The sequence below is a fragment of the Vulcanococcus limneticus LL genome (genome assembly GCF_943369875.1).
Classification (GTDB): Bacteria; Cyanobacteriota; Cyanobacteriia; order PCC-6307; family Cyanobiaceae; genus Vulcanococcus; species Vulcanococcus limneticus_A.
In genome coordinates, this window is the sequence record NZ_CALROT020000004.1 from 170375 (window position 1) to 191025 (window position 20651).

At 71.2% G+C, this 20651-nt stretch carries 19 protein-coding genes; 14 read left to right on the top strand and 5 right to left on the bottom strand.

The annotated features are described in order from the left end of the window. The first annotated feature begins 31 nt into the window (after window positions 1-31). From ACLV7J_RS06725 to ACLV7J_RS06735, 3 genes are all read left to right on the top strand, one after another. Window positions 32-1207 carry an FtsW/RodA/SpoVE family cell cycle protein gene (locus ACLV7J_RS06725; protein ID WP_411868395.1) on the top strand — a complete coding sequence of 392 codons (1176 nt, stop codon included), beginning with the start codon at window positions 32-34 and terminating at the stop codon, window positions 1205-1207. Window positions 1208-1249: 42 nt separating this feature from the next. Then, window positions 1250-2020, top strand: a complete 771-nt coding sequence (locus ACLV7J_RS06730; protein WP_411868330.1) for a cytochrome c biogenesis CcdA family protein — start codon at window positions 1250-1252, stop codon at window positions 2018-2020. Between the two features lie 115 nt (window positions 2021-2135). Next, window positions 2136-3467 carry a cytochrome c biogenesis protein ResB gene (locus ACLV7J_RS06735; protein ID WP_411868331.1) on the top strand — a complete coding sequence of 444 codons (1332 nt, stop codon included), beginning with the start codon at window positions 2136-2138 and terminating at the stop codon, window positions 3465-3467. On the opposite strand, the gene queF is transcribed toward ACLV7J_RS06735, so the two are convergent. Further along, the gene (gene queF, locus ACLV7J_RS06740; RefSeq protein WP_411868332.1) at window positions 3455-3868 is read right to left on the bottom strand and encodes a preQ(1) synthase; all 414 of its coding nucleotides are present in this window, start codon (window positions 3866-3868) and stop codon (window positions 3455-3457) included. The two genes, ACLV7J_RS06735 and queF, sit on opposite strands and share 13 nt — an antisense overlap. 210 nt (window positions 3869-4078) lie before the next feature. Here queF and ACLV7J_RS06745 point away from each other — a divergent pair, with 210 nt between their 5' ends. Then, the gene (locus ACLV7J_RS06745) at window positions 4079-4417 is read left to right on the top strand and encodes a P-II family nitrogen regulator (RefSeq protein ID WP_411868333.1); all 339 of its coding nucleotides are present in this window, start codon (window positions 4079-4081) and stop codon (window positions 4415-4417) included. Between the two features lie 43 nt (window positions 4418-4460). Here ACLV7J_RS06745 and ACLV7J_RS06750 read toward each other — a convergent pair whose 3' ends face one another. Next, entirely contained in the window at window positions 4461-5288 is an 828-nt protein-coding gene (locus ACLV7J_RS06750; protein ID WP_411868334.1) for a TlyA family RNA methyltransferase, read from the bottom strand. A gap of 149 nt (window positions 5289-5437) precedes the next feature. On the opposite strand from ACLV7J_RS06750, the gene ACLV7J_RS06755 reads away from it, so the two are divergent. Further along, the gene (locus tag ACLV7J_RS06755) at window positions 5438-5758 is read left to right on the top strand and encodes a hypothetical protein (protein WP_411868335.1); all 321 of its coding nucleotides are present in this window, start codon (window positions 5438-5440) and stop codon (window positions 5756-5758) included. A 163-nt stretch (window positions 5759-5921) separates the two neighbouring features. Then, window positions 5922-7217: an adenylosuccinate lyase gene (gene purB, locus ACLV7J_RS06760; protein ID WP_411868336.1), complete on the top strand. Its 1296-nt coding sequence runs from the start codon at window positions 5922-5924 to the stop codon at window positions 7215-7217. Window positions 7218-7255: 38 nt separating this feature from the next. On the opposite strand, the gene ACLV7J_RS06765 is transcribed toward purB, so the two are convergent. Both ACLV7J_RS06765 and fumC read right to left on the bottom strand, forming a co-directional pair. After that, on the bottom strand, window positions 7256-8914 hold the full coding sequence (locus ACLV7J_RS06765; RefSeq protein ID WP_411868337.1) for an NAD-dependent malic enzyme: 1659 nt from the start codon (window positions 8912-8914) through the stop codon (window positions 7256-7258). Window positions 8915-8981: 67 nt separating this feature from the next. Then, window positions 8982-10388 carry a class II fumarate hydratase gene (gene fumC / locus ACLV7J_RS06770; RefSeq protein ID WP_411868338.1) on the bottom strand — a complete coding sequence of 469 codons (1407 nt, stop codon included), beginning with the start codon at window positions 10386-10388 and terminating at the stop codon, window positions 8982-8984. A 454-nt stretch (window positions 10389-10842) separates the two neighbouring features. Between fumC and ACLV7J_RS06775 the strand changes: the two genes are divergently transcribed. Beyond that, window positions 10843-12264: a carbohydrate porin gene (locus ACLV7J_RS06775; protein ID WP_411868339.1), complete on the top strand. Its 1422-nt coding sequence runs from the start codon at window positions 10843-10845 to the stop codon at window positions 12262-12264. 9 nt (window positions 12265-12273) lie between these two features. Continuing rightward, window positions 12274-12396 carry a hypothetical protein gene (locus tag ACLV7J_RS06780; protein ID WP_411868340.1) on the top strand — a complete coding sequence of 41 codons (123 nt, stop codon included), beginning with the start codon at window positions 12274-12276 and terminating at the stop codon, window positions 12394-12396. A 114-nt stretch (window positions 12397-12510) separates the two neighbouring features. On the opposite strand, the gene ACLV7J_RS06785 is transcribed toward ACLV7J_RS06780, so the two are convergent. Further along, window positions 12511-15411, bottom strand: a complete 2901-nt coding sequence (locus ACLV7J_RS06785) for a DEAD/DEAH box helicase (protein ID WP_411868341.1) — start codon at window positions 15409-15411, stop codon at window positions 12511-12513. A 56-nt stretch (window positions 15412-15467) separates the two neighbouring features. Here ACLV7J_RS06785 and ACLV7J_RS06790 point away from each other — a divergent pair, with 56 nt between their 5' ends. The 6 genes from ACLV7J_RS06790 (at window position 15468) to bioA (ending at window position 20645) form a co-directional block, all read left to right on the top strand. After that, on the top strand, window positions 15468-16700 hold the full coding sequence (locus ACLV7J_RS06790; RefSeq protein WP_411868342.1) for an aminotransferase class I/II-fold pyridoxal phosphate-dependent enzyme: 1233 nt from the start codon (window positions 15468-15470) through the stop codon (window positions 16698-16700). After that, window positions 16700-17413, top strand: a complete 714-nt coding sequence (locus tag ACLV7J_RS06795; RefSeq protein ID WP_411868343.1) for an alpha/beta hydrolase — start codon at window positions 16700-16702, stop codon at window positions 17411-17413. Before ACLV7J_RS06790 ends, ACLV7J_RS06795 begins: the two co-directional genes overlap by 1 nt. Further along, the gene (locus ACLV7J_RS06800; protein WP_411868344.1) at window positions 17400-18245 is read left to right on the top strand and encodes an SAM-dependent methyltransferase; all 846 of its coding nucleotides are present in this window, start codon (window positions 17400-17402) and stop codon (window positions 18243-18245) included. The genes ACLV7J_RS06795 and ACLV7J_RS06800 overlap by 14 nt, the downstream gene beginning before the upstream one ends. 38 nt (window positions 18246-18283) lie before the next feature. Beyond that, window positions 18284-18964 carry a dethiobiotin synthase gene (bioD, locus tag ACLV7J_RS06805; protein ID WP_411868345.1) on the top strand — a complete coding sequence of 227 codons (681 nt, stop codon included), beginning with the start codon at window positions 18284-18286 and terminating at the stop codon, window positions 18962-18964. Between the two features lie 10 nt (window positions 18965-18974). Next, window positions 18975-19139: a hypothetical protein gene (locus ACLV7J_RS06810; protein ID WP_411868346.1), complete on the top strand. Its 165-nt coding sequence runs from the start codon at window positions 18975-18977 to the stop codon at window positions 19137-19139. 210 nt (window positions 19140-19349) lie between these two features. After that, window positions 19350-20645: an adenosylmethionine--8-amino-7-oxononanoate transaminase gene (bioA, locus tag ACLV7J_RS06815; protein WP_411868347.1), complete on the top strand. Its 1296-nt coding sequence runs from the start codon at window positions 19350-19352 to the stop codon at window positions 20643-20645. The last annotated feature ends 6 nt before the right edge of the window (window positions 20646-20651 follow it).

A 20651-nucleotide genomic window follows, 5' to 3' on the forward strand; every position in this document is an offset into this window, starting at 1 on the left:
GCGCCACGGCGCGGCCTCCGGCCACGGGGGTCTGCGCCTGCTGCCGCTGCCCCTCGCCCACTGGCCCGCCGAGGCCCGGCTGCTGCTGGCCATGGTGGCCCTCTGGAGCCTGCTGGGGCTGCTGGTGCTCGCCTCCGCCAGCTGGTGGGTGGCGAGCCGCGAAATGGGCGACGCGGCCTACTACCTCAAACGCCAGGGCCTCTGGATGCTCGCGAGCTGGGGTCTGCTCTGGCTCGGCATCCGCACGAACCTGCGGCGCTGGCTGCGGCTGGCGGGGCCGGCCCTGCTGGTGGGCGGCCTGCTGGTGGCGGCCACCCTGGTGGCGGGCAGCACCGTGAACGGGGCCAGCCGCTGGCTGGTGCTGGGCCCGATCCAGATCCAGCCCACCGAGCTGATCAAGCCCTTCGTGGTGCTGCAGGGGGCCGCCCTGTTCTCCCACTGGAAGCGGATTGCCCCCGATCAGAAGCTGATGTGGCTGGGGGTGTTCGGGGTGCTGATCCTGCTGATCCTCAAGCAGCCCAACCTCAGCACCGCCGCCCTCACCGGCCTGCTGCTCTGGCTGATGGCCCTGGCCTCGGGCATCAGCCTCACCGGCCTGGCGGCCACCGCCTCGCTGGGGGCGATGGTGGGCGTGGGCAGCATCCTGATCAACGAATACCAGCGCATTCGCGTCACCTCCTTCCTCAACCCCTGGAAGGACGCCCAGGGCGATGGCTACCAGCTGGTGCAGAGCCTGCTGGCCATCGGCTCCGGGGGCGTGTGGGGCGAGGGGCTGGGGCTCTCCACCCAGAAGCTGCAGTACCTGCCGATCCAGAGCACCGACTTCATCTTCGCGGTGTTTGCCGAGGAGTTCGGCTACGTGGGCTCGCTGATGCTGCTGCTGTTCCTGCTGCTGTTCGGCCTGGCGGGCCTGCGGGTCGCCCTGGCCTGCCGCAGCAACCAGCAGCGCCTGGTAGCGATCGGCTGCACCACCCTGCTGGTGGGCCAGTCGATCATGAACATCGCCGTGGCCAGCGGCGCCATGCCCACCACCGGCCTGCCGCTGCCGATGATCAGCTACGGCGGCAACTCGCTGCTGGCCAGCCTGCTGCTGGCCGGCCTGCTGATCCGCTGCTCCCTGGAGGCGGCCGGCCTGGAGCCGCCGCGGCCCGCCCGGGCCCGCCGGCTGGCCCAGGTCAGCGCCAAACCCACGGGAGCACCCCGATAGGCTGGGCCGACTGCCCAGACGCCGGAGCGCGTGGACTTGCCGATGCTGGCTCTGCCCATTGCGACCAGCCTGAGCACGGCCGCCAGCCTGACCCTCTCCACCCTGCTGCCGGTGGCAGACTGGGCCCGCAGCAGCGAAGACCTGCTGCGCAGCTCCCTGGCGGCCCCGGGCCCGCTGACCCTGGCCCTCGTGTTCGCCGGCGGTCTGCTCACCAGCCTGGGGCCCTGTTCGCTGTCGCTGCTGCCGGTGACCCTGGCCTACCTGGCGGGCTTCGATGGCGATGGGGGGCGGCCGTGGCTGCGCAGCCTCAGCTTCACGGGCGGCATCATCGGCGCCCTGGTGCTGCTGGGCCTGGCCAGTGGCTGGCTGGGCCGCCTCTACGGCCAGATCCCGGGCCTGATCCCCACCCTGGTGGGGGCCCTGGCCCTGGTGATGGGCCTGAACCTGCTGGGCCTGGTGCGCCTACAGCTGCCCGCCGGCCCCGACCCCGAGCAGTGGCGCCAGCGGGTGCCCGCCCCCCTGGCCCCCCTGGCGGCCGGCCTGGCCTTCGGGCTGGCGGCCTCCCCCTGCACCACCCCGGTGCTGGCGGTGCTGCTGGCCTGGATCGCCCAGGCGGGCGAACCGCTGGTGGGAGTGGTTCTGCTGACCTGCTTCGCCGGCGGCCAGGTGCTGCCGCTGCTGCTGGCCGGCACCGCCGCCGCCTGGCTGCCGCGGCTGCTGGCCCTGCGGGCCCTGGGCCAGTGGGTGCCGCCGATCAGCGGCGTCGTGCTGCTGATCAGCGGCGGGCTCACCCTGCTGGCCCAGTGGTCATGAGCCCGCGGCCAGCCCGCCGCCGCCAGCCCAGCGGCCGGCCCGACGGCTTGTCCGGCGGCCGGGCCCAACGCTTCCCCATCTCTCCCTGCCCCCTTCTCCACCGGATCCCCCGCCGATGAGCACCGCCGCCCCATCCCTCGGCCGCTGGGGCCTGCTCGGCCGGCTGCTGGCCTGGATCTCCGACCTGCGGGTGGCGATCGGCCTGCTGCTGGTGATCGCCATCACCAGCGGCGTGGGCACGCTCGTGCCCCAGAAGGAAGCCAGCGAGCTCTATCACCGCGTCTTCGACAGCGAGCCCTGGCTGGGGCTGCTCAACGGCGACGCGATCCTGCGGCTGCAGCTCGACCACGTGTATTCCAGCAGCTGGTTCCTGGCCCTGCTGGCCTGGCTGGGCCTGGCCCTGATCCTGTGCAGCTGGCGCCGCCAGTGGCCCGCCCTGCAGGCGGCCCTGCGCTGGATCGACTACCGCTCGCCGCGCCAGCTCAGCAAGCTGACCCTGGCCGAAACCCTGGAGACCCCCGATCCCGGCGCCGAGCTCACGGCCCTGCAGACCCTGCTGGCCCAGCGGGGCTGGCAACTGCAGCCGGCCGAGGGGCGCCTGGCGGCCCGCAAGGGCGTGCTGGGCCGGGTGGGGCCCCTGCTGGTGCACACGGGCCTGGTGGTGCTGATGGTGGGCGCAGCCTGGGGGGCCCTGGCGGGCCAGCGGCTGGAGCGCTACCTGGCCCCGGGCCGGGAGCTGGAGCTGCTGGGCCGCCGCGGCGACAGCGAACTCACCGTGGCCCTGGAGACGTTCCGCGTGGAACGCGACCCGGCTGGCCGCCCCGAGCAGTTCCGCTCCCTGCTGAACCTCAGCGACGGCGGCGGCCAGGCGCTCGGGGCCTACGAGATCAGCGTCAACCATCCGCTGCGCCTGCGCGGCCTCACGGTGTATCAGGCGGACTGGAGCCTGGTGGCCATCGGCGTGCAGCTGGGCAAGAGCCCGATCCTGGAGCTGCCGCTGCAGGCCTTCCCCCAGCTCGGCGAGCAGGTGTGGGGCATCGTGCTGCCCACCCGGCCGGACGGCAGCGAGCCCGTGCTGCTGAGCGTGTCCAACGAGCAGGGGCCGATCACGGTGTACTCGGCCGAGGCCCAGGTGATCGGCAGCCTCAGCCCCGGCGGCCCGGCGGTGGACATCCAGGGGCTGCCCCTGCGGGTGGCCAGCGTGCTGCCCGCCAGCGGCCTGCTGCTCAAGCGGGATCCGGGGGTGCCGCTGGTGTATGCGGGCTTTGCCATCGCCCTGGCGGGTGGGGCCCTCAGCCTGGTGGCCACGCGCCAGCTCTGGGCCGTGGCCGAACCGGAACGGGGCCGCCTGCACGTGGGCGGCCTCTGCAACCGCAACCTCACGGCCTTCGCGCGGGAGCTGCCCCAGCTGCTGGCCGAGCTGCGCAGCGCCCCTCAGCAGGGCTGACGGGTGCCGTGGCTGGCGCGGATCACCGTGTGCACGTTGCCGCGGGGGTTGAAGTCGGCCTCGAGCTGCATCCACACCGGCTCACAGGCCGCCACGAAGTCGTCGAGGATGCGATTGGTCACTTCCTCGTGGGAGATGGAGCGATCGCGATAGCTGTTGACATAGAGCTTGATCGCCTTGAGTTCGATCACCCGCGGGCCCGGCTGATAGATCAGGCGCAGCACGGCGAAATCGGGATAGCCGGAAAACGGGCACTTGCAGGTGAATTCCGGCAGTTCAATCGCGATCTCATAGGCCCGACCAGGCCGTGGATTGTCGAAGCAGATCAGCTCCGCCTCGGCGATGGACCGCTCGCCGTAGAGGGGGGTGCGGGTCTGGGAGTCGGCGAGGCCGGCGGTCATGGCGGGAGCACCAGTGGGGCAATCGGCGATGCTACGCACCCCAGCGCTCCATCCGGACCCCCAGCCGCCTGGATCACGGCCGTAGCATCGGCTACCCCGCCGGGCGGGCCGCTGCGGCCTAATGGCCCGGTGTCCGGGGCCTGAGCACTGCACAGGCCCTTCCTCCCGGGACGCTTTCCTGAGAGACTCTCCCTGATCGAATCCGGTCCCATGAAAAAAGTCGAGGCCATCATCCGTCCCTTCAAACTGGAGGATGTGAAGCTCGCCCTGGTGAACGCCGGCATCGTCGGCATGACCGTGAGCGAGGTGCGGGGCTTTGGCCGCCAGAAGGGCCAGGTGGAGCGCTACCGCGGCTCGGAGTTCACCGTGGAATTCCTGCAGAAACTGAAGCTGGAAGTGGTGATCGACGACGACCGCGTCGACACCGTGGTGACGGCGATCCAGGACGCCGCCCGCACCGGCGAAATCGGCGACGGCAAGATCTTCATCAGCACCATCGATTCGGTAATCCGGATCCGCACCGGCGACCGCGACAGCAGCGCCATCTGACGGCAGGCCGCCGCCGACCAGGGGGCAGCAGCCCGCCGCCCCCTCAGCTCGCCAGGGTGGCCTCCACCAGCCGGCGAATCGCCGGCCCATCCGGAGCAAGGCTGCCGGGCTGGTCCGGCCAGTCGCCCCGGCGCAGCCACAGCAGGTATTCATGGTTGCCGGCGGGCCCGGTGATCGGGGAGGCCACCAGGCCCCAGGCCCGCCAGCCCTCGCCCGCCGCCGCCGCGATCACCCCGGCGATGGCATCGGCATGGGCCGCCGGATCGCGCACCACGCCCCCCTTGCCCACCCGCTCGCGGCCCACCTCGAACTGGGGCTTGACCAGCAGCAGCGCCTCCGCCGGACCCTCGGCCAGCAGCCGGCCCAGGGCCGGCAGCACCAGGGCCAGGGCGATGAACGACACATCCGCCACCGCCAGATCGGGCCGCGGATCCTCCGCGCCGTAGAGCTGCTCGGGCAGCAGATGACGCAGGTTGGTGCGCTCCCTGAGCACCAGGCGCGGGTCGGTGCGCAGGCTCCAGGCCGTCTGCCCATAGCCCACATCCACCCCATAGACGCGCCGGGCCCCGTGCTGCAGCAGGCAGTCGGTGAAGCCGCCGGTGGAGATGCCGCCGTCGAGGCACACCCGCTCCGCCAGGGTGATCGGGAAGGCCTCCAGGGCCGCGATCAGCTTCTCGCCTCCCCGCGACACGAACCGGGGCGGCTGCTCCACCTCCAGAACCAGCTCCGGCGCCACGTCGAAGCCGGGCTTGTCGAGCACCCGATCGCCGCTGCGCACCCGCCCGGCCCGGATCAGCTGCTGAGCCTGCTGCCGGCTGGCGGCCAGGCCCAGCTCCACCAGCCACAGGTCGAGGCGTTGCTTGCGGGCCATGGCGGGGCGGCGAGGGAGTCGGCGGCGGGTTGGCTGCTGTTGTCCTACACCGAGGCGTGCAAGCACCCGCGATCCCGAACAAAACCGGTGCGGAACAGCGCGGAAGCCCGGATCCGTCGCAGGATTTCCGCACCGCAGGAGTCGGGGCCATGGCCCGCCTACAGGAGCCTGGACGATCGAGCCCCCTGGGCCTCGCCACGCCCGTCAACATCAGCCCCGGCGACAGCCGCCCTGCCCGCCACCCCCGCAGCGGCCAGGGCCTCACCACCGCCCCGGCGCAGCCCGACGGCAACGTGCTCGAACTCCTGCGCCCCGGCAGCTTCGTGAAGCTGCGGCGCCACCCGTCCGACCTGCCCCCCTTCCAGCTGATCCGCTGCCAGGGCGGCCGCTGCTGGGTCCGCCAACAGAGCTGGGGCCCCGCCGTGCACTGGGAAGTCCCCCACCGCCAACTCAAGAGCCTGGGCTCCTGATCGCGGTGGCTGGTGCTTCGGCGGCCGGCGCCCGCGGGGCGGGCGATGCCGCCTCCGCGCCAGCCACCGCGATCAGACGAGCTCCTGAGCTGAGGGGGTAGGGGATCTCGAGGGGCCGGAGTATCACCCCATACATTGGGAGAGAAGTGAGCCCGGCGCGGCCTTGATCGAGCGTTACACCCTGCCCGAGATGGGCGCCATCTGGAGCGAGCAGGCCAAATTCCAGAGCTGGCTCGATGTGGAGATCGCCGCCACCGAGGCCCAGTGCGAACTGGGCCGGGTGCCGGCCGAGGCGGTGGCCACGATCAAGGAGAAGGCCGCCTTCTCGGTGGAGCGCATCCTCGAGATCGAGGCCGAAGTGCGCCACGACGTGATCGCCTTCCTCACCAACGTGAACGAGCACGTGGGCGATGCGGGCCGCTACATCCACGTGGGGATGACCAGCTCGGACGTGCTGGACACCGGCCTGGCCCTGCAGATGAAGGCCTCCGTGGCCGTGCTGCGCTACGAGCTCGATGCCCTGGCCGAGGCCCTGCGGGAGCTGGCCCGGGCCCACAAGGGCACGGTGATGATCGGCCGCTCCCACGCCATCCACGGTGAGCCGATCACCTTCGGCTTCAAGGTGGCCGGCTGGCTGGCCGAGGTGGTGCGCAACCAGGAGCGGCTGGAGCGCCTGGAGCTGGTGGTGGCCGTGGGCCAGATCAGCGGCGCCATGGGCACCTACGCCAACACCGACCCCCAGGTGGAGGCGATCGCCTGCCAGAAGCTGGGGCTGGAGCCGGATACCGCCAGCACCCAGGTGATCTCCCGCGATCGCCACGCCGAATACGTGCAGACCCTGGCCCTGGTGGGCGCCGCCCTGGAGCGCTTCACCACGGAGATCCGCAACCTGCAGCGCACCGATGTGCTGGAGGTGGAGGAGAACTTCGCCAAGGGCCAGAAGGGCAGCTCCGCCATGCCCCACAAGCGCAACCCGATCCGCAGCGAGCGCATCAGCGGCCTGGCCCGGGTGCTGCGCAGCTACACCGTGGCGGCCCTGGAGAACTGCGCCCTCTGGCACGAGCGCGACATCAGCCACAGCTCCGTGGAGCGGATGATGCTGCCCGACTGCTCGGTGACCCTGCACTTCATGCTGCGGGAGACGACCCAGGTGGTGAAGGGCCTGGGCGTCTATCCCGACAACATGGCCCGCAACATGAACGTCTACGGCGGCGTGGTGTTCAGCCAGCGGGTGCTGCTGGCCCTGGTGGAGGCGGGCCTGGCCCGGGAGGAGGCCTATCGGATCGTGCAGCGCAACGCCCACACGGCCTGGAACACCGAGGGCGGCGACTTCCGCTCCAACCTGGCGGCCGATGCCGATGTGACCAGCCGCCTCAGCGCCGAGCAGCTGGCCGACTGCTTCTCCACCGACCTGCACCAGGAGAACCTGGGGGTGATCTGGGAGCGGCTGGGAATCTGAGCCGAAAGGGGCGGCCTCAGCCGCCCCGGAGCCTCGCCCTAGGCGTAGCTGGGCGTGTAGACGTGGCTGCGGACCAGGGCCTCGATGTCGTCGGGCCGGGGCACCTGGGCCAGGTCGCTGTCAAACACCAGCTTGGCCACCCGGGTGGCGGTGTGGATCGCCACCTCCAGCACCTCGGACTGGGGCGGGAACAGCATGCCCAGCTTCAGCTGCTCCTCGGTCACCTGGTCGGCCACGGCATGGGCCGCCTCGATGAACATCTCATCGGTCACCAGCTTGGCGTTGGTGGCCAGGATGGCCAGACCCACGGCCGGGAAGATGTAGAGGTTGTTGGCCTGCGAGGGGATGTAGGTGTGGCCGTTGAGATGCACCGGGGGCAGCTGCACGCCACCGGCGAAGACGACCGTTCCCTTGCTCCAGGTGTAGGCCTCAGGGGCCAGGCATTCCATCTTCTCCGTGGGATTGGAGAGGGGGAAGATGATCGGCTGGGCGTTGTGGCGGGCCATCGCCTCCACCACCTCCTGGTTGAACAGGTTGCCCACGGTGCTCACGCCGATCAGGATCGTGGGCTTGAAGTCGTCGATGGCCTCGATGATGCGGGGGCACTCGCTGGCCAGGCTGGTGTGATCGAAGGGCTGGCTGGGCGGCAGATCCTTGGCGTAGGGCTTCTTGTGGTCAGGCAGGCCGGGGCGGCCTGACACCACCAGGCCCTGGGTGTCGAACATGCGGATCTGCTGGCGGGCCACATCAGCTGAAATGCCCTGCTGGCCGAGGGCCGACACCATCAGATTGGCCAGACCGATGGCGGCGGAGCCGGCGCCGAGGAAGAGCAGGCGCTGGTCCTTGAGCTGGCCGCCGGTGAGCTTGAGGGCATTGATCACGCCCGCCAGGGTCACCCCTGCGGTGCCCTGGATGTCGTCGTTGTAGCAGCACACCTTGTCGCGGTAGCGGGCCAGCAGGGCGATGGCATCCACACCGGTCCAGTCCTCGAAATGGATGCAGCAGTGGGGGAACACCTCCTGCACGGCTTCCACGAATTCATCCACGAAGGCATAGAGCTCCTCGGTGGGCGGCCGGTGCTGGCGCAGGCCCACGTAGAGGGGATCGGCCAGGTAGGGCTCGTTGTTGGTGCCGGCATCGAGATAGATCGGCAGCAGGCCCTGGGGCGGCACCCCGGCCGTGGCCGTGTAGAGCTGTAGCTTGCCGATGGGAATCCCCATGCCGTTGGCACCGAGGTCACCCAGGCCAAGGATGCGGCCGCCATTGGTCACGCAGATGAAGCGCACATCCTTTTCAGGCCAGTTGCGCAGCACCTCCCGCACCCGACCCTTGTGGGTGATCGAGAGGTACATGCCCAGGGGGCGGCGCAGGATGTGGTCGAACTTGAGGCAGGCCTCACCGATGGTGGGGTCGTAGACGATCTGCAGGAACCGCGCCGGATCCGACATCAACGTGCGATAGAAGAGCGTCTCGTTGCTGTCGAGCAGGCCCATCAGGTAGATGAAGCGATCGAGATCCGTGGCCTTCTTGGCCAGCTGCTCGGTCACCCGGCTGAGCTGGGTTTCCAGGGTCTCGGTGACCTCGGGCACCAGGCCGGTGAGGCCGAGGGCTTCCCGTTCGGCGGCGGTGAAGCCGGTGCCCTTGTTGAGGGTGGGGTCATGCAGGAGTTCCATCCCGCGCTTGGTCGTGTTGGTCATGGCTGGAGAAATTGAAGGGGTGGGGAGGGAGTGAACGGGATGACTGTCAGAACGGCGAAATGCGGCCTCAGCTGGCGGAGGCGACATAGGGTTTCACCATTTTCGCGGGATCGACGACCCGGTCGAAATCCGCCTCTGAGACAAAGCCCAGCTTCAGGGCCGCCTCCTTGAGGGTCAGATCGTTGTCGAGCGCGTAGTGCGCCACCTTGGAGGCCTTGTCGTAGCCGATCACCGGGCTCAGGGCCGTGACCAGCATCAGGGAGCGGTGCAGGAATTCGTCGATCTGCTTGTGGTTCGGCTCAGCCCCTTCCACGAGGAAGGTGCGGAAGTTGGTGCAGCCATCGGTCATGATCCGCACCGACTTCATGACATTGAAGATCAGCAGCGGCTTGTAGACATTCATCTCCAGATAGCCGCCGGCACCGCCGAAGGCCACGGCGGCGTCGTTGGCCATCACCTGCACGCCGATCATCGCCAGCGCTTCGCACTGGGTGGGGTTCACCTTGCCGGGCATGATCGAGGAGCCCGGCTCATTGGCCGGGATCTTCAGTTCGGCCAGGCCGGCCCGGGGGCCGCAGGAGAGCAGGCGGATGTCGTTGGCGATCTTGTAGAGCGACACCCCCAGGGTCTTGAGGGTGGCGCTGAGCTGCACCAGGTCGTCGTGGGCGCCCTGCACGGTGAACTTGTTGGGGGCGGTCACGAAGGGCAGGCCGGTGAGCTCTCCGATCTGGGCGGCCACGGCGGTGTCGAACCCGGGGGAGCAGTTGAGGCCCGTGCCCACGGCGGTGCCCCCAAGGGCCAGCCGGTAGACACCGGCCACCGCGTGCTCCAGGCGCTGCAGGTTGTCGTCCAGCATGCCCACATAGCCGGAGATCTCCTGGCCGAGGGTGAGGGGAGTGGCGTCCTGGAGGTGGGTGCGGCCGATCTTGACGATGTCGGCCCAGGCCTGGGCCTTGGCATCAAGCGCATCGCGCAGGGCCTGCACGGCCGGCATCAGCTTCTGCTTCACCCCCAGCGCCGCCGCCACGTTCATCGTGGTGGGGAAGGAGTCGTTGGACGACTGCGACATGTTGACGTGGTCGTTGGGGTGCACCGGCGTCTTGCTCCCCAGCGGCTGGCCCGCAATCTGTGAGCAGCGGTTGGCGATCACCTCGTTCACGTTCATGTTGAACTGGGTGCCGCTGCCGGTCATCCACACGTGCAGCGGGAACTGGTCGAGGTGCTGACCGGCCTGGATCTCATCACAGACCTGCACGATCAGGTTCTTCTGGGTGTCGGCCAGGCGACCGGCGGCACCGTTGACCAGCGCCGCCGCCTTCTTGACGATGGCGTAGGCGGGAATCATCTCCCGGGGAATCAGATCCTCCCCGATGGAGAAGTGTTCGAGGGAGCGTTGGGTCTGGGCACCCCAAAGCATGTCGGCGGGAACGCTGACGGAACCAAGACTGTCCGTTTCAGTGCGCGTGGAGCTCATTGGAGATCATCGAAGACAAAGGGAATACCGGAGCGGCCCACAACGTCCAACAGCACGGAACCAGGAGCCGACGGCCCCAGGACAGGCCACTGGCCCAATGGGAAGAGAAGCCAAAAATGATGCGCGTGCCCTGCAGGATCCGAGAGGGGAGGCGGGCAAACACTAGAACCAAGAATGGGCCAGTGCGTCTAAACGTGGAGGCTTGCCAGAGCAGCCTGACCAGGCCCCGAGGGACAGCCGGAGGCTGAAGGAATCCGTAACCACAGGCCAGGCAGCCACCTTGGCCCGCGACCACACGCCAGCGCCGCTCCGGCCCAGTCCGGCGATCCCAACGGGAGACGAGAAGCACGCCCAGGCCGGCCGGGGCCAGGGGCGGCCGGCCCTTGTCCCCGGCCATAGCAGGCGCGCACGGGTTTCCCTAGGGTCCGCCCACGCCCAATCCGATGATCCGGTGATGCCATTGCTGCGAGGGGGATCTCTCTTCGGCGCCCCAGGCCTGTGCCTGGCCCTTTCCGCCCTGCTGGCCGGTGGTTCAGCAGCCTTCTCTGCTGAGACCAGCACCGTCGCCGCGGAATCCGAAACCGGGCAGCCTGGGCCGTCAGGGGCCCAGCCGCCCCCGCCCGCAGCGTCGCCATCATCCGCGGCCAATGCGCCCGCGGCGCAAGCGCAGCAGTTCAAGGAGAACCACCTGCTCGGCGACTGGGGCGGCCTGCGCAGCTCGCTCTGGGAGAAGGGCATCCAGGCCGAGGTCCTGCTGATCACGGACCCCTATGGGAATCCCAGCGGAGGCCTCGAAAGGGGCTTCACCACCTACAGCATGGTCAGCGCCGATCTGAAGGTGGATACCGGCAAAACGCTGGGGCTGAAGGGAGGCCAGTTCCATGTGGGCTTTGCGGTGAACTTCGGCACCCAGCTCTCGCAGGATGTTGTGGGGAACACCTTTCCGATCCAGTCGTCCGACGTGGCCCCGCCCGGCCCCAGGCTGACCACCCTGAGCTATAGCCAGTCGCTGTTTGACGACCGACTGAACGTGCGTCTGGGCCGGCTGTCGATTGACAGCCTCTACGGCGAGGAGTTTGCCGCTTCCTCCTACTTCCGCCAGTTCACCTCGGTGGCCTTCAACGCCATCCCCTTCGCCATCTTCTACAACGCTCCCGGAGCCCTGGGCTATCCCGCCACCACCTGGGGTGCCCGGGCCCGCTACAGGCCAGCCGGTGATGTCTACGTGATGGCAGGCCTCTACAACGCCGACCCCGCCGTGGGCGAGGCGAGCGTCCATGGTCTGGACTTCACCTTCCGGGGCCCGGCCTTCGGGATCGGCGAGATCGGCTGGATGCGCAACCAGGGGCCCCAGGCCACCGGCCTGCCCGGCAACCTCAAGCTGGGCGGCTTCGTGCTGGGGGGCAGCGTGCCGGCCTACGACTCCACCCAGACGCGCGGGGGCCGCCACGGCTTCTACCTGGTGGGCGATCAGGCGCTCACCCGCCTGGGTGCCAAGGCCGAGGGCCGGCAGCTGGGGGTGTTCGGCAGCCTGGTCACGGCCCCCGACGAGGCCGTGAGTCCGATGCCGCTGTTCTTCAGCACGGGCCTGGTGGTCAACGGCCCCTTCGCCAGCCGCCCGAAGGACGTGCTCGCCCTCGGGGTGGCCTACGGCGGCTACAGCGCGGCCCTGCGCCGGCAGCAGCAGGCCGAGGCGCTGCTGGATGCCGCGATCCGGCCCCAGGTGAGCGAACTCACGATTGAACTCTCCTATGCCCTGCAGCTGCTGCCGGGGCTCACCCTGCAGCCGGGGGTGCAGTATCTGATCCGTCCCGGCGGCAGCCCCGCCACCTCCAATGCCCTGGCCCTGGGCGTGAATGCGGTGGTGAGTTTCTGAGACCGGCCGATGGACAGCACCCCCCTGATCGCCAGCTTCTGGATCGCCCAGGCCGACGTGGTCTACGCCGTGGTGAGCACCACCCTGCTGCTGGCCGTGGTGGCGCTGGTGCTGCGGCCGGGAAACCGCTGATACGTTCCAGCGAAGACTCAGGAAGGAGCAGGGCTGACCAGCCTGGCTGGGATCGGGGAGCACCCCGGATCAGACCTCTGACCGCCGGGGGACGCAGCCAGGATCTCCAGGCCCTCAGGCCGCCCGCTCGGTGGCCGGATTGAGCCCCGCCCCCGCCGCCGCCAGGTCGATCGGCTCACACACCGGGAAGCGGTTGATGGCCTTCAGCGCCAGGCGGGCGTTGCTGCGCAGCCGTTCGCTAATGGCCTCGCAGTAGGGGATCTGGGCCAGCAGGTCCACGGTGCGGCGCATGATCCGCACCACATCGCCCTCATCCAGGGAGGTGTTGGCGATCACATCGTTCCAGGCCGCGCCCTTGGCCCAGGCGTGCACCAGGCCCATCAGCTCCGGCTCGAACCACACCGGCACCACCACCTTGGCGGTCTCCTGCTGGCGCAGCAGCTCGCGGCGGATGCCGCGCAGGTCGTGCAGGGCCTCCTCGGCGGCGGGGGGCGGCGGGTAGCCGCTCCACAGGTCAGGCCGGTTCACCTCCGTGGAGATGGCCTCCAGCAGGGACGCCAGATCCGCCGGCTCCAGCTCATCGGCGTGGCCGCTCATCAGGGCCAGGCCGATCCAGAGCTCGTTGTCGCCGCGGATGGCCGCCACGGTGCGGCCGATCTCGGTGGGTTCGAGGCCCTCCTCGCCGCCCAGGCAGCCGAAGCGCTGCAGGATGTCGATCAGGGCCAGGAAGGTCTCCCAGTGGCGGTTGGCGCGGAAGTGCAGGATGCGCTGCCGCTCCTCGATCTCGGCCTCCAGGTCCTCCATGCGCTGGCGCTGCTTCTTGAGCCGCTTGCGATCGCCGGCGTGGTGGGCCGGATGCAGCTCCAGGGCCAACTCCAGCTCCCGCACCAGGTGGGCCTGGGCCTGCACCTCGCCGGCCAGGTCGTACTGGGGGGTGGTCATGTCGTGGCGGCGGGCCATCGAAGCCACCGCCAGGGCCAGGCCGCCGCTGGCCTGGTCGCCGTGGCGCAGCTCGCCGGCGCGGTGCAGCTCGGGGGCCTGGATCTCCCGCACCTGCAGGCAGCTCAGCTCGGCGTGGAGGCTCACCACCGCGCCGCAGGGCACCAGGATCCACACGTTGTCGTCGGTGAGGCAGAGCAGCAGCGGGAACTGGCCGGGCCCTTCGAGCTTCTCCACGATCACCGCGGGCGTCACCCGGCCCTTGAGCTGGGGCGCGCGCAGGCTCACCAGGGTGCCCTCACTGGCGAAGCGCAGGGCCAGGGTGAGTTCGTGGGCCAGGGTCTCCTCGGCCTGCTGTTGCAGGATCCGCAGCAGGCGCCGCTCCTCCAGCAGGCGACCGCGCTGCTTCTCGTAGGCCTCGAAGTCGTCCCAGGCCACCTCCGGAGCACTGCCGAGCATGTGGCCGAGCTGGGCCCGCAGCTCGGCGATGCGGGCCTCGTCCTCCACCAGATCGAGGGAGGCCAGGTAGCGGCCGAAGCTGCGCTCCACCAGCTCCTTGGCCTTGGGCAGGGCGTAGCGCTGCAGCAGGTTGAGCACCATGCCGTAGCTGGGGGTGAACTGGCTCACCAGCGGATCGGCGGGGCTGGTGGCCAGCTGGCCGGCCTCGCGCACCCCCTCGAAGCGGCTCTGCACCGTCACCACGTAGCCCTGGGAATCGAGGCCCCGGCGGCCGGCCCGGCCCGCCATCTGCAGGAACTCACTGCCCATCAGCGGCCGGTGGCCCCGTTCGGTGCGCTTGGAGAGGGCCGAGATCACGGTGCTGCGGGCGGGCATGTTGATGCCGGCCGCCAGGGTCTCGGTGGCGAACACCACCTTCACCAGCCCCTGCTGGAACAGCTCCTCGATCAGTTCCTTCCAGGCGGGCAGCACGCCGGCGTGGTGGGCGGCGATGCCGCGCAGCAGGGCGTCGTCGTGGCCGCCCTCACGCACGGCCTCGGGGGTGGCGGCCACAAAGTCCTCCAGCCGGGTGCGGATGCGGGCCTGCTCCTCGGGCGACACCAGGCAGATCTTGCCCAGGTCGCGCACGGCCTTGTCGCAGCCGCGGCGGCTGAAGATGAAATAGATGGCGGGGAGCATGTCGCGCTCGGCCATCTGGGCCACCACGAAGGCCAGGGGCGGGGCCTCGGGCTGGGGCGGCTTGGGGGTCTTCGGGCCCTTGCGCTTGTGGCCCTTGGGGGCGCGCCACACCTTGCAGTTGGGGTGCAGGTCGGTGCCCTCGTCGTTGAGCAGCGGATGCAGGCCCTTGGCGCTGCAGAAGCTGAACTGCAGCGGCACCGGCCGGAAGCTGCTCATCACCAGCCGGGTGGGGCCGTGCACCTTGGCGATCCAGTCGGTGAGCTGGCCGGCGTTGGCCACCGTGGCCGAGAGGGCCACCAGCTGCACCGTGAGCGGGCAGTGGATGATCGATTCCTCCCACACGGTGCCGCGCTGGGAGTCGTTCATGTAGTGGCACTCGTCGAGCACCACCGCCTCCACATCGGCCAGGGGATCGTCGTCCTGATCGGCCTCCGCATAGAGCATGTTGCGGAAGATCTCGGTGGTCATCACCACCACCTTCGCCTCGCGGTTCACCGTGAAGTCGCCGGTCATCAGACCCACGTTCTCGGGGCCGAACTGCTCACGGAAATCGCGCAGCTTCTGGTTGGAGAGGGCCTTGAGCGGCGTTGTGTAGAACACCTTCTGGCCGTGGGCCAGGGCGCGGTAGATCGCGTATTCCCCCACCAGCGTCTTGCCGGAGCCGGTAGGGGCGCTCACCACCACCGAGTGGCCCTGGTTCAGGGCATCGATCGCCTCGAGCTGGAAGTCGTCGAGGGGAAAGGGGAAGAGCTGATCGAGGGGGGGAACATCGCCTGAGGCGGTCGGCGACCCAGCGGTGGCGCCTGGAGACGGGTCAGGAGCGGCCTGATCGGGATCCGGGACCGTTCGCTCAGGATCGGCGGCCGAGGGGAGCGTCTGGGGGGTGGAACCGGCCGGATCGGAGTCCTGATCGGGCACGTCGGGGCCGGTGCTGCGCATGGGGGAATCCTAGGAGCAGACTGCGTTGAGCCCAGGTGCCCGTGACCGGCCAGCCCTTGAGCGACGCCCCCCCCGATCCCCTGGCCCCCCTGGCCGCCGCCCTCGCGGCCCTGCCGGCCCAGCGGCGGCGCCAGCTGCGCCGCTTCCAGGCCGCCGGGCCGGGGAGCCTGCGGGCCGTCGCGGCAGGGGCAACCCCGCCTGCCGCCTCCCCCACCGACTCGCACGACCCGCTCCTGCTGGATCTGGCCAGCAACGACTATCTCGGCTTCGCCCAGCACCCCCGGCTGAAGGCCGCCGCCAGCGCCTGCATCGCCGAGCAGGGCGTGGGGGCCGGCGCCTCGCGGCTGGTGAGCGGCACGCGGCCGGTCCATGCCGAGCTGGAGCGGCGCCTGGCCCGCTGGCTGGGGCGGGAGCGGGTGCTGCTGTTTCCGAGCGGCTTCCAGGCGAACCTGGCGGCGGTCGGTGCCCTGGCGGATCGCCACAGCCTGGTGCTGGCCGATCGGCTGATCCACCACTCGCTGCTGGTGGGGGTGCAGGCCGCCGGCGCCCGGCTGCAGCGCTTTGCCCACAACGACCTGGCCGATCTGGCCCGGCGGCTGGAGCGGGCCCGCAGCGCCGAGCCGCAGCGGCGCCTGGTGGTGCTGAGCGAGAGCCTGTTCAGCATGGAGGGCACCTCACCGGACGTGGCGGCCCTGGCGGAGCTGTGCCGGCGCCACGGCGCCGCCCTGCTGCTGGATGAGGCCCACGCCCTGGGGGTGCTTGGGGCCGGTGGGCGCGGCCTGGGCCAGGGGCTGGCGGGGGTGCACCTGGTGAGCGGCACCTTCGGCAAGGCCTTCGGCAGTGGCGGCGCCTTCCTGGCCGCCGATGGCGTGGTGGGGGACTGGCTGGAGCAGTTCTCCGGACCGTTCCGCTACAGCACCGCCCTGGCCCCGCCCCTGGCCGCCGCGGCCGTGGCGGCCCTGGAGCTGTTGGAGCAGGAGCCCGGATACGGGGCGGCGCTGCTGGCGCGGGCGCAGCGCTGGCGCGACGGCCTGGAGGCCGCCGGCTGGGCCCGTCCCCCCGGCGAGGGTCCGATCCTGCCGCTATTGGTGGGCGGCGATGCCGCCGCCCTGGCCCTGCAGCAGCGGCTCGAGGCGGCGGGACTGCTGAGCGTGGCGATCCGGCCGCCCACGGTGCCGGAGGGCACGGCCCGGCTGCGGCTGGTGCTGCGCCACGATCTGCCCCAGGGCAGCCTGGAGCGCCTGCTGGGGGCCCTGGGCCCACCGGCCCACCCGCCGGAGAACAGCTGATGGGCGTCGAGCTGATTGCCATGCACGGCTGGGGCGGCGACCACCGCAGCTGGGCCCCCTGGGACACCGCCGCCATGGAGCGGGGCTGGCGGCTGAGCTGCGGCGAGCGGGGCTACGGCCGCCAGACGCCGCGCCTGCCGAGCTGGGGCGACGCCAAGCAGCGAGTGGTGCTGGTCCATTCCCTCGGCCTGCACCTGCTGCCGGCGGACCTGCTCGCGCAGGCCACGGCGCTGGTACTGCTGGCCAGCTTCGGCCGCTTCGTGCCGCCGGGCCGACCGGGCCGGCGCCTGCAGCAGGCCCTGCGGGGCATGGCCGCCCAGCTGCAAGCCGGCGACGCCGAGGCTGAAGCGATGCTGCGCCGGTTTCTGACGGAAGCGGCCGCACCCGCACCGCCCGAGTGGCTCCCCCACGGCCCCCTGGAGGACGGCCTCAGCAGCGACGGCCGCCAACGGCTCCACAACGACCTGGCCCTGCTGGGCCGCACCGACGGCCTGCCGGCCGGCTTCCCCGGCTCCGCGCGGGTGCTGATCGTGGAGGCCGCGGAGGATCGGATCGTGGCCCCCGAGAGCCGGGCGCTGCTGCGGGCGGCCCTGCCCCAGGCCGAGGTCCTGAACCTGGAGGGGGTGGGCCACAGCCTGCTCAGCCCCACGCTGATCCCCGCCGTGCTGCATTGGATCGAGACCCACGCGGCGGGAGGCCATGGTCAGGGCTGAACCCACGGCGGACCGGGCGAGCCAGGCCCCAGCGAACGCTGCAGCTGCAGCGGCGCCGGCGCCCAGCGCGGAGCCCAGCCCCTTCGCCGGCCAGGTGCGCCGCAACTTCGCCCGGGGCGCCGTCCGCTACGGGCGGGAGGCCCGGCTGCAGCGGGCCGTGGCCTGGCGCCTGGCCCGCCACTGCCGCGACCTGGCGATCCCCGCCGGCCCCTGCGCCGACCTGGGGGCCGGCACCGGCCTGCTGGCCGGATCGATCGAGCGGCTGCGGCCGGAGCTGCGGCTGCTGCGGGTCGACAACTGCCCGGCGCTGCTGGCCCAGGGCGCGCCGGACACCGCCAGCCTGCCCTGGGACCTGAATGGCGGCCTGCCGCCCCAGCTGGGGGGCGCGGCGCTGCTGGGATCCAGCTTCGCCCTGCAGTGGCTGGAGCAGCCGGAGCGGCAGCTGGAGCACTGGGGCGGGCAGCTGCGCCCGGGCGGCTGGCTGGCCCTGGCGGTGCCCACCGCCGCCAGCTTCCGCCAGTGGCGCGCCGCCGCGGCCGCCGCCGCGGTGCCGTTCACCGGCCTGGAACTGCCGGAGGCCATGGGTCTGGAGGGGGCCGTGGCCCGCCACCTGGAGATCCGGCTCTGCCGCCGCCTGCGGTTCAGCCGGCCGGCGCCGAGCGCCCTGGGCTTCCTGGGCCAGATCAAGGCGATCGGCGCCCAGGCCAGCCACGGCCCCCGCCTGCGGCCCGCGGAGCTGCGGCGCCTGGAGGCCGCCTGGCCCAACGCCACCGGCAACCGCCTGGAATGGGAGGTGCTGCTGCTGCTCGGCCGCCGCCCCGGCGCCGCCTGAGCGGCAGCCTGCTCCGACCCACCCGACCGGCCAGCACCATGCCCCCCGTCCAGGACCGCCGCGCCGAGGCCCCCCTGCAGCTGGTGGTCTGCGGCACCGACACCGACGTGGGCAAGACCGTGGTGAGCGCCCTGCTGGTGCAGGGCCTGGGGGCCCACTACTGGAAGCCGGTGCAGTGCGGCCTGGAGGGCGGCGGCGACAGCGGCCGGATCGGGACCCTGCTGGACCTGCCGGCGGAGCGGCTGCTGCCGGAGGCCTACCGCCTGACGGCCCCCGCCTCGCCCCACTGGGCGGCGGAGCTGGAGAGCGGCGATCCCGAGCGGCCCGGGCCGCCGATCGATCCGGCCCGCCTGACCCTGCCGGCCGTGGCCGGCCGCCTGGTGGTGGAGTGCGCCGGCGGCCTGCTGGTGCCCCTGCGCCGGGACCTGCTGCAGATCGATCAGATCCGGCGCTGGGGCCTGCCGGTGCTGCTGGTGGCCCGCAGCGGCCTGGGCACCCTCAACCACACCCTGCTGTCGGTGGAGGCGCTGCGGCGGCGGGGGATCCCCCTGCTCGGGCTGGTGCTGAACGGTCCCCCGCATGCCAACAACACCGCCACCCTGGAGGAGCTGAGCGGAGCCCCCGTCCTGGCGTGTCTACCGCCGCTCGCGACGATCAACCGCACCATCCTGGCGGAGCAATGGCGGCGCCAGAACCTCGCCCATAAGCTGCTGGGGTGACGGCGCTGCCATGAAACCTTCCCCTCTGCTGGTGACTGCGGCCGTGGTCGCCGTCTGCGGCGGACTGCTTGTGCTGTTCACCGACATCGAGGTCTCCCTGGTGCGCTGGGCCAGCTGCGGTCCCTTCGCGACCCAGCAGGAGGATCGCAGCGAACTCTGCAAGGGCAAGCTCTGAGCCCCTGCGGCTGCGCCGAACCGGGACCAGGACCGGCTGGTTCGTCCGGGGAGGTTGCCGTTCTGCAGCTGCAGAAACCCGCTGCGATCCCTGGGGACGACAGCTGAAATCGACAGCTGACCTCAACGGGATGGAGAGGCCTGGCCCCAACCGCCCGGATTCAGCCCTCCATCATGGCGAGGCGGTCCTCCTGCGCCGCACCCCCTCTCCATGGCGACCTGGCACCCCCACCTCTGGCACCCCACCACCCAGGTGGCCACGGCGGATCCACCGCTGCGGGCGGTGCGGGCCCGGGGTGCCCTGCTGGAACTGGAGGACGGCCGCCAGCTGATCGACGCCATCAGCAGCTGGTGGGTGACCCTGCACGGCCACGCGGAACCCGAGATCGCGGCGGCGGTGGCGGCCCAGGCCCAGACCCTGGAGCAGGTGATCTTCGCCAACTTCAGCCATCCCCCCGCCGAGGCCCTGGCCACGGCCCTCAGCGCCCGCACCGGCCTGGAGCGGCTGTTCTTCTCCGACAACGGCTCCACCGCCGTGGAGGTGGCCCTCAAGATCGCCTGGCAGTGGTGGCGCAACCAGGAGGAGGCCGGCACACCGGGGGCGGCGACCCGGCGCCGCCTGATCGCCTTCGATGGCGCTTACCACGGCGACACCTTCGGGGCCATGGCCCTGGGGGAGCGCTCGCTCTTCTCGGCCCCGTTCGAGCCACTGCTGTTCGAGGTGGCCCGGGCCCCCTGGCCCGCCACCTGGTGGCACGACGACGGCGTGGAGGCTCGGGAGGCGGCGGCCCTGGAGCGGCTGGAGCAGCTGCTGGAGGAGGTGCCCACCGCGGCGGTGATCCTCGAGCCACTGGTCCAGGGGGCCAGCGGCATGGCCATGGTGCGACCCTCGTTCGTGCGCGGCGTGGCGGAGCGGGTGCAGGCCGCCGGCGCCCTGTTGATCGCCGATGAGGTGATGACCGGCTTCGGCCGCACCGGTGCCCTGTTCGCCCACCACCTCGCTGCCATCCAGCCCGACCTGATCGCCCTCTCCAAGGGCCTGACCGGCGGCTTCCTGCCCATGGGCGTCACGATGGCGAGCGAGCGGCTGTTCGAGGGCTTCCGCGACGCGGAGCAGCCCCGGCGCACCCTGTTCCACGGCCACAGCTTCACCGCCAACCCCCTGGGCTGCGCCGCCGCCAACGCCAGCCTGGCGCTGCTGGAGCGCCAGGCCGAGCGCTTCACGGGCTTCGAGGCCCGCCACCGGCCCCACCTGGAGGCCCTGGCCCGCCACCCCAGGCTGCGGCGGCCGCGACTGCTGGGCACGGTGGCGGCGGTGGAGCTGGCGGTGGAGCGCCCCGGCTACCTCAACCCCGTGGGCCGGGAGCTGCAGCGGCGGGTGCTGGAGCAGGGCGTGTTCCTGCGGCCCCTGGGCCAGGTGGTCTACCTGCTGCCGCCGCTCTGCCTCAGCGACGCCCAGCTGGAGCAGTGCTACGCGGCGATCGGCCGCGCCCTGGACGACCTCTGAGGCCAG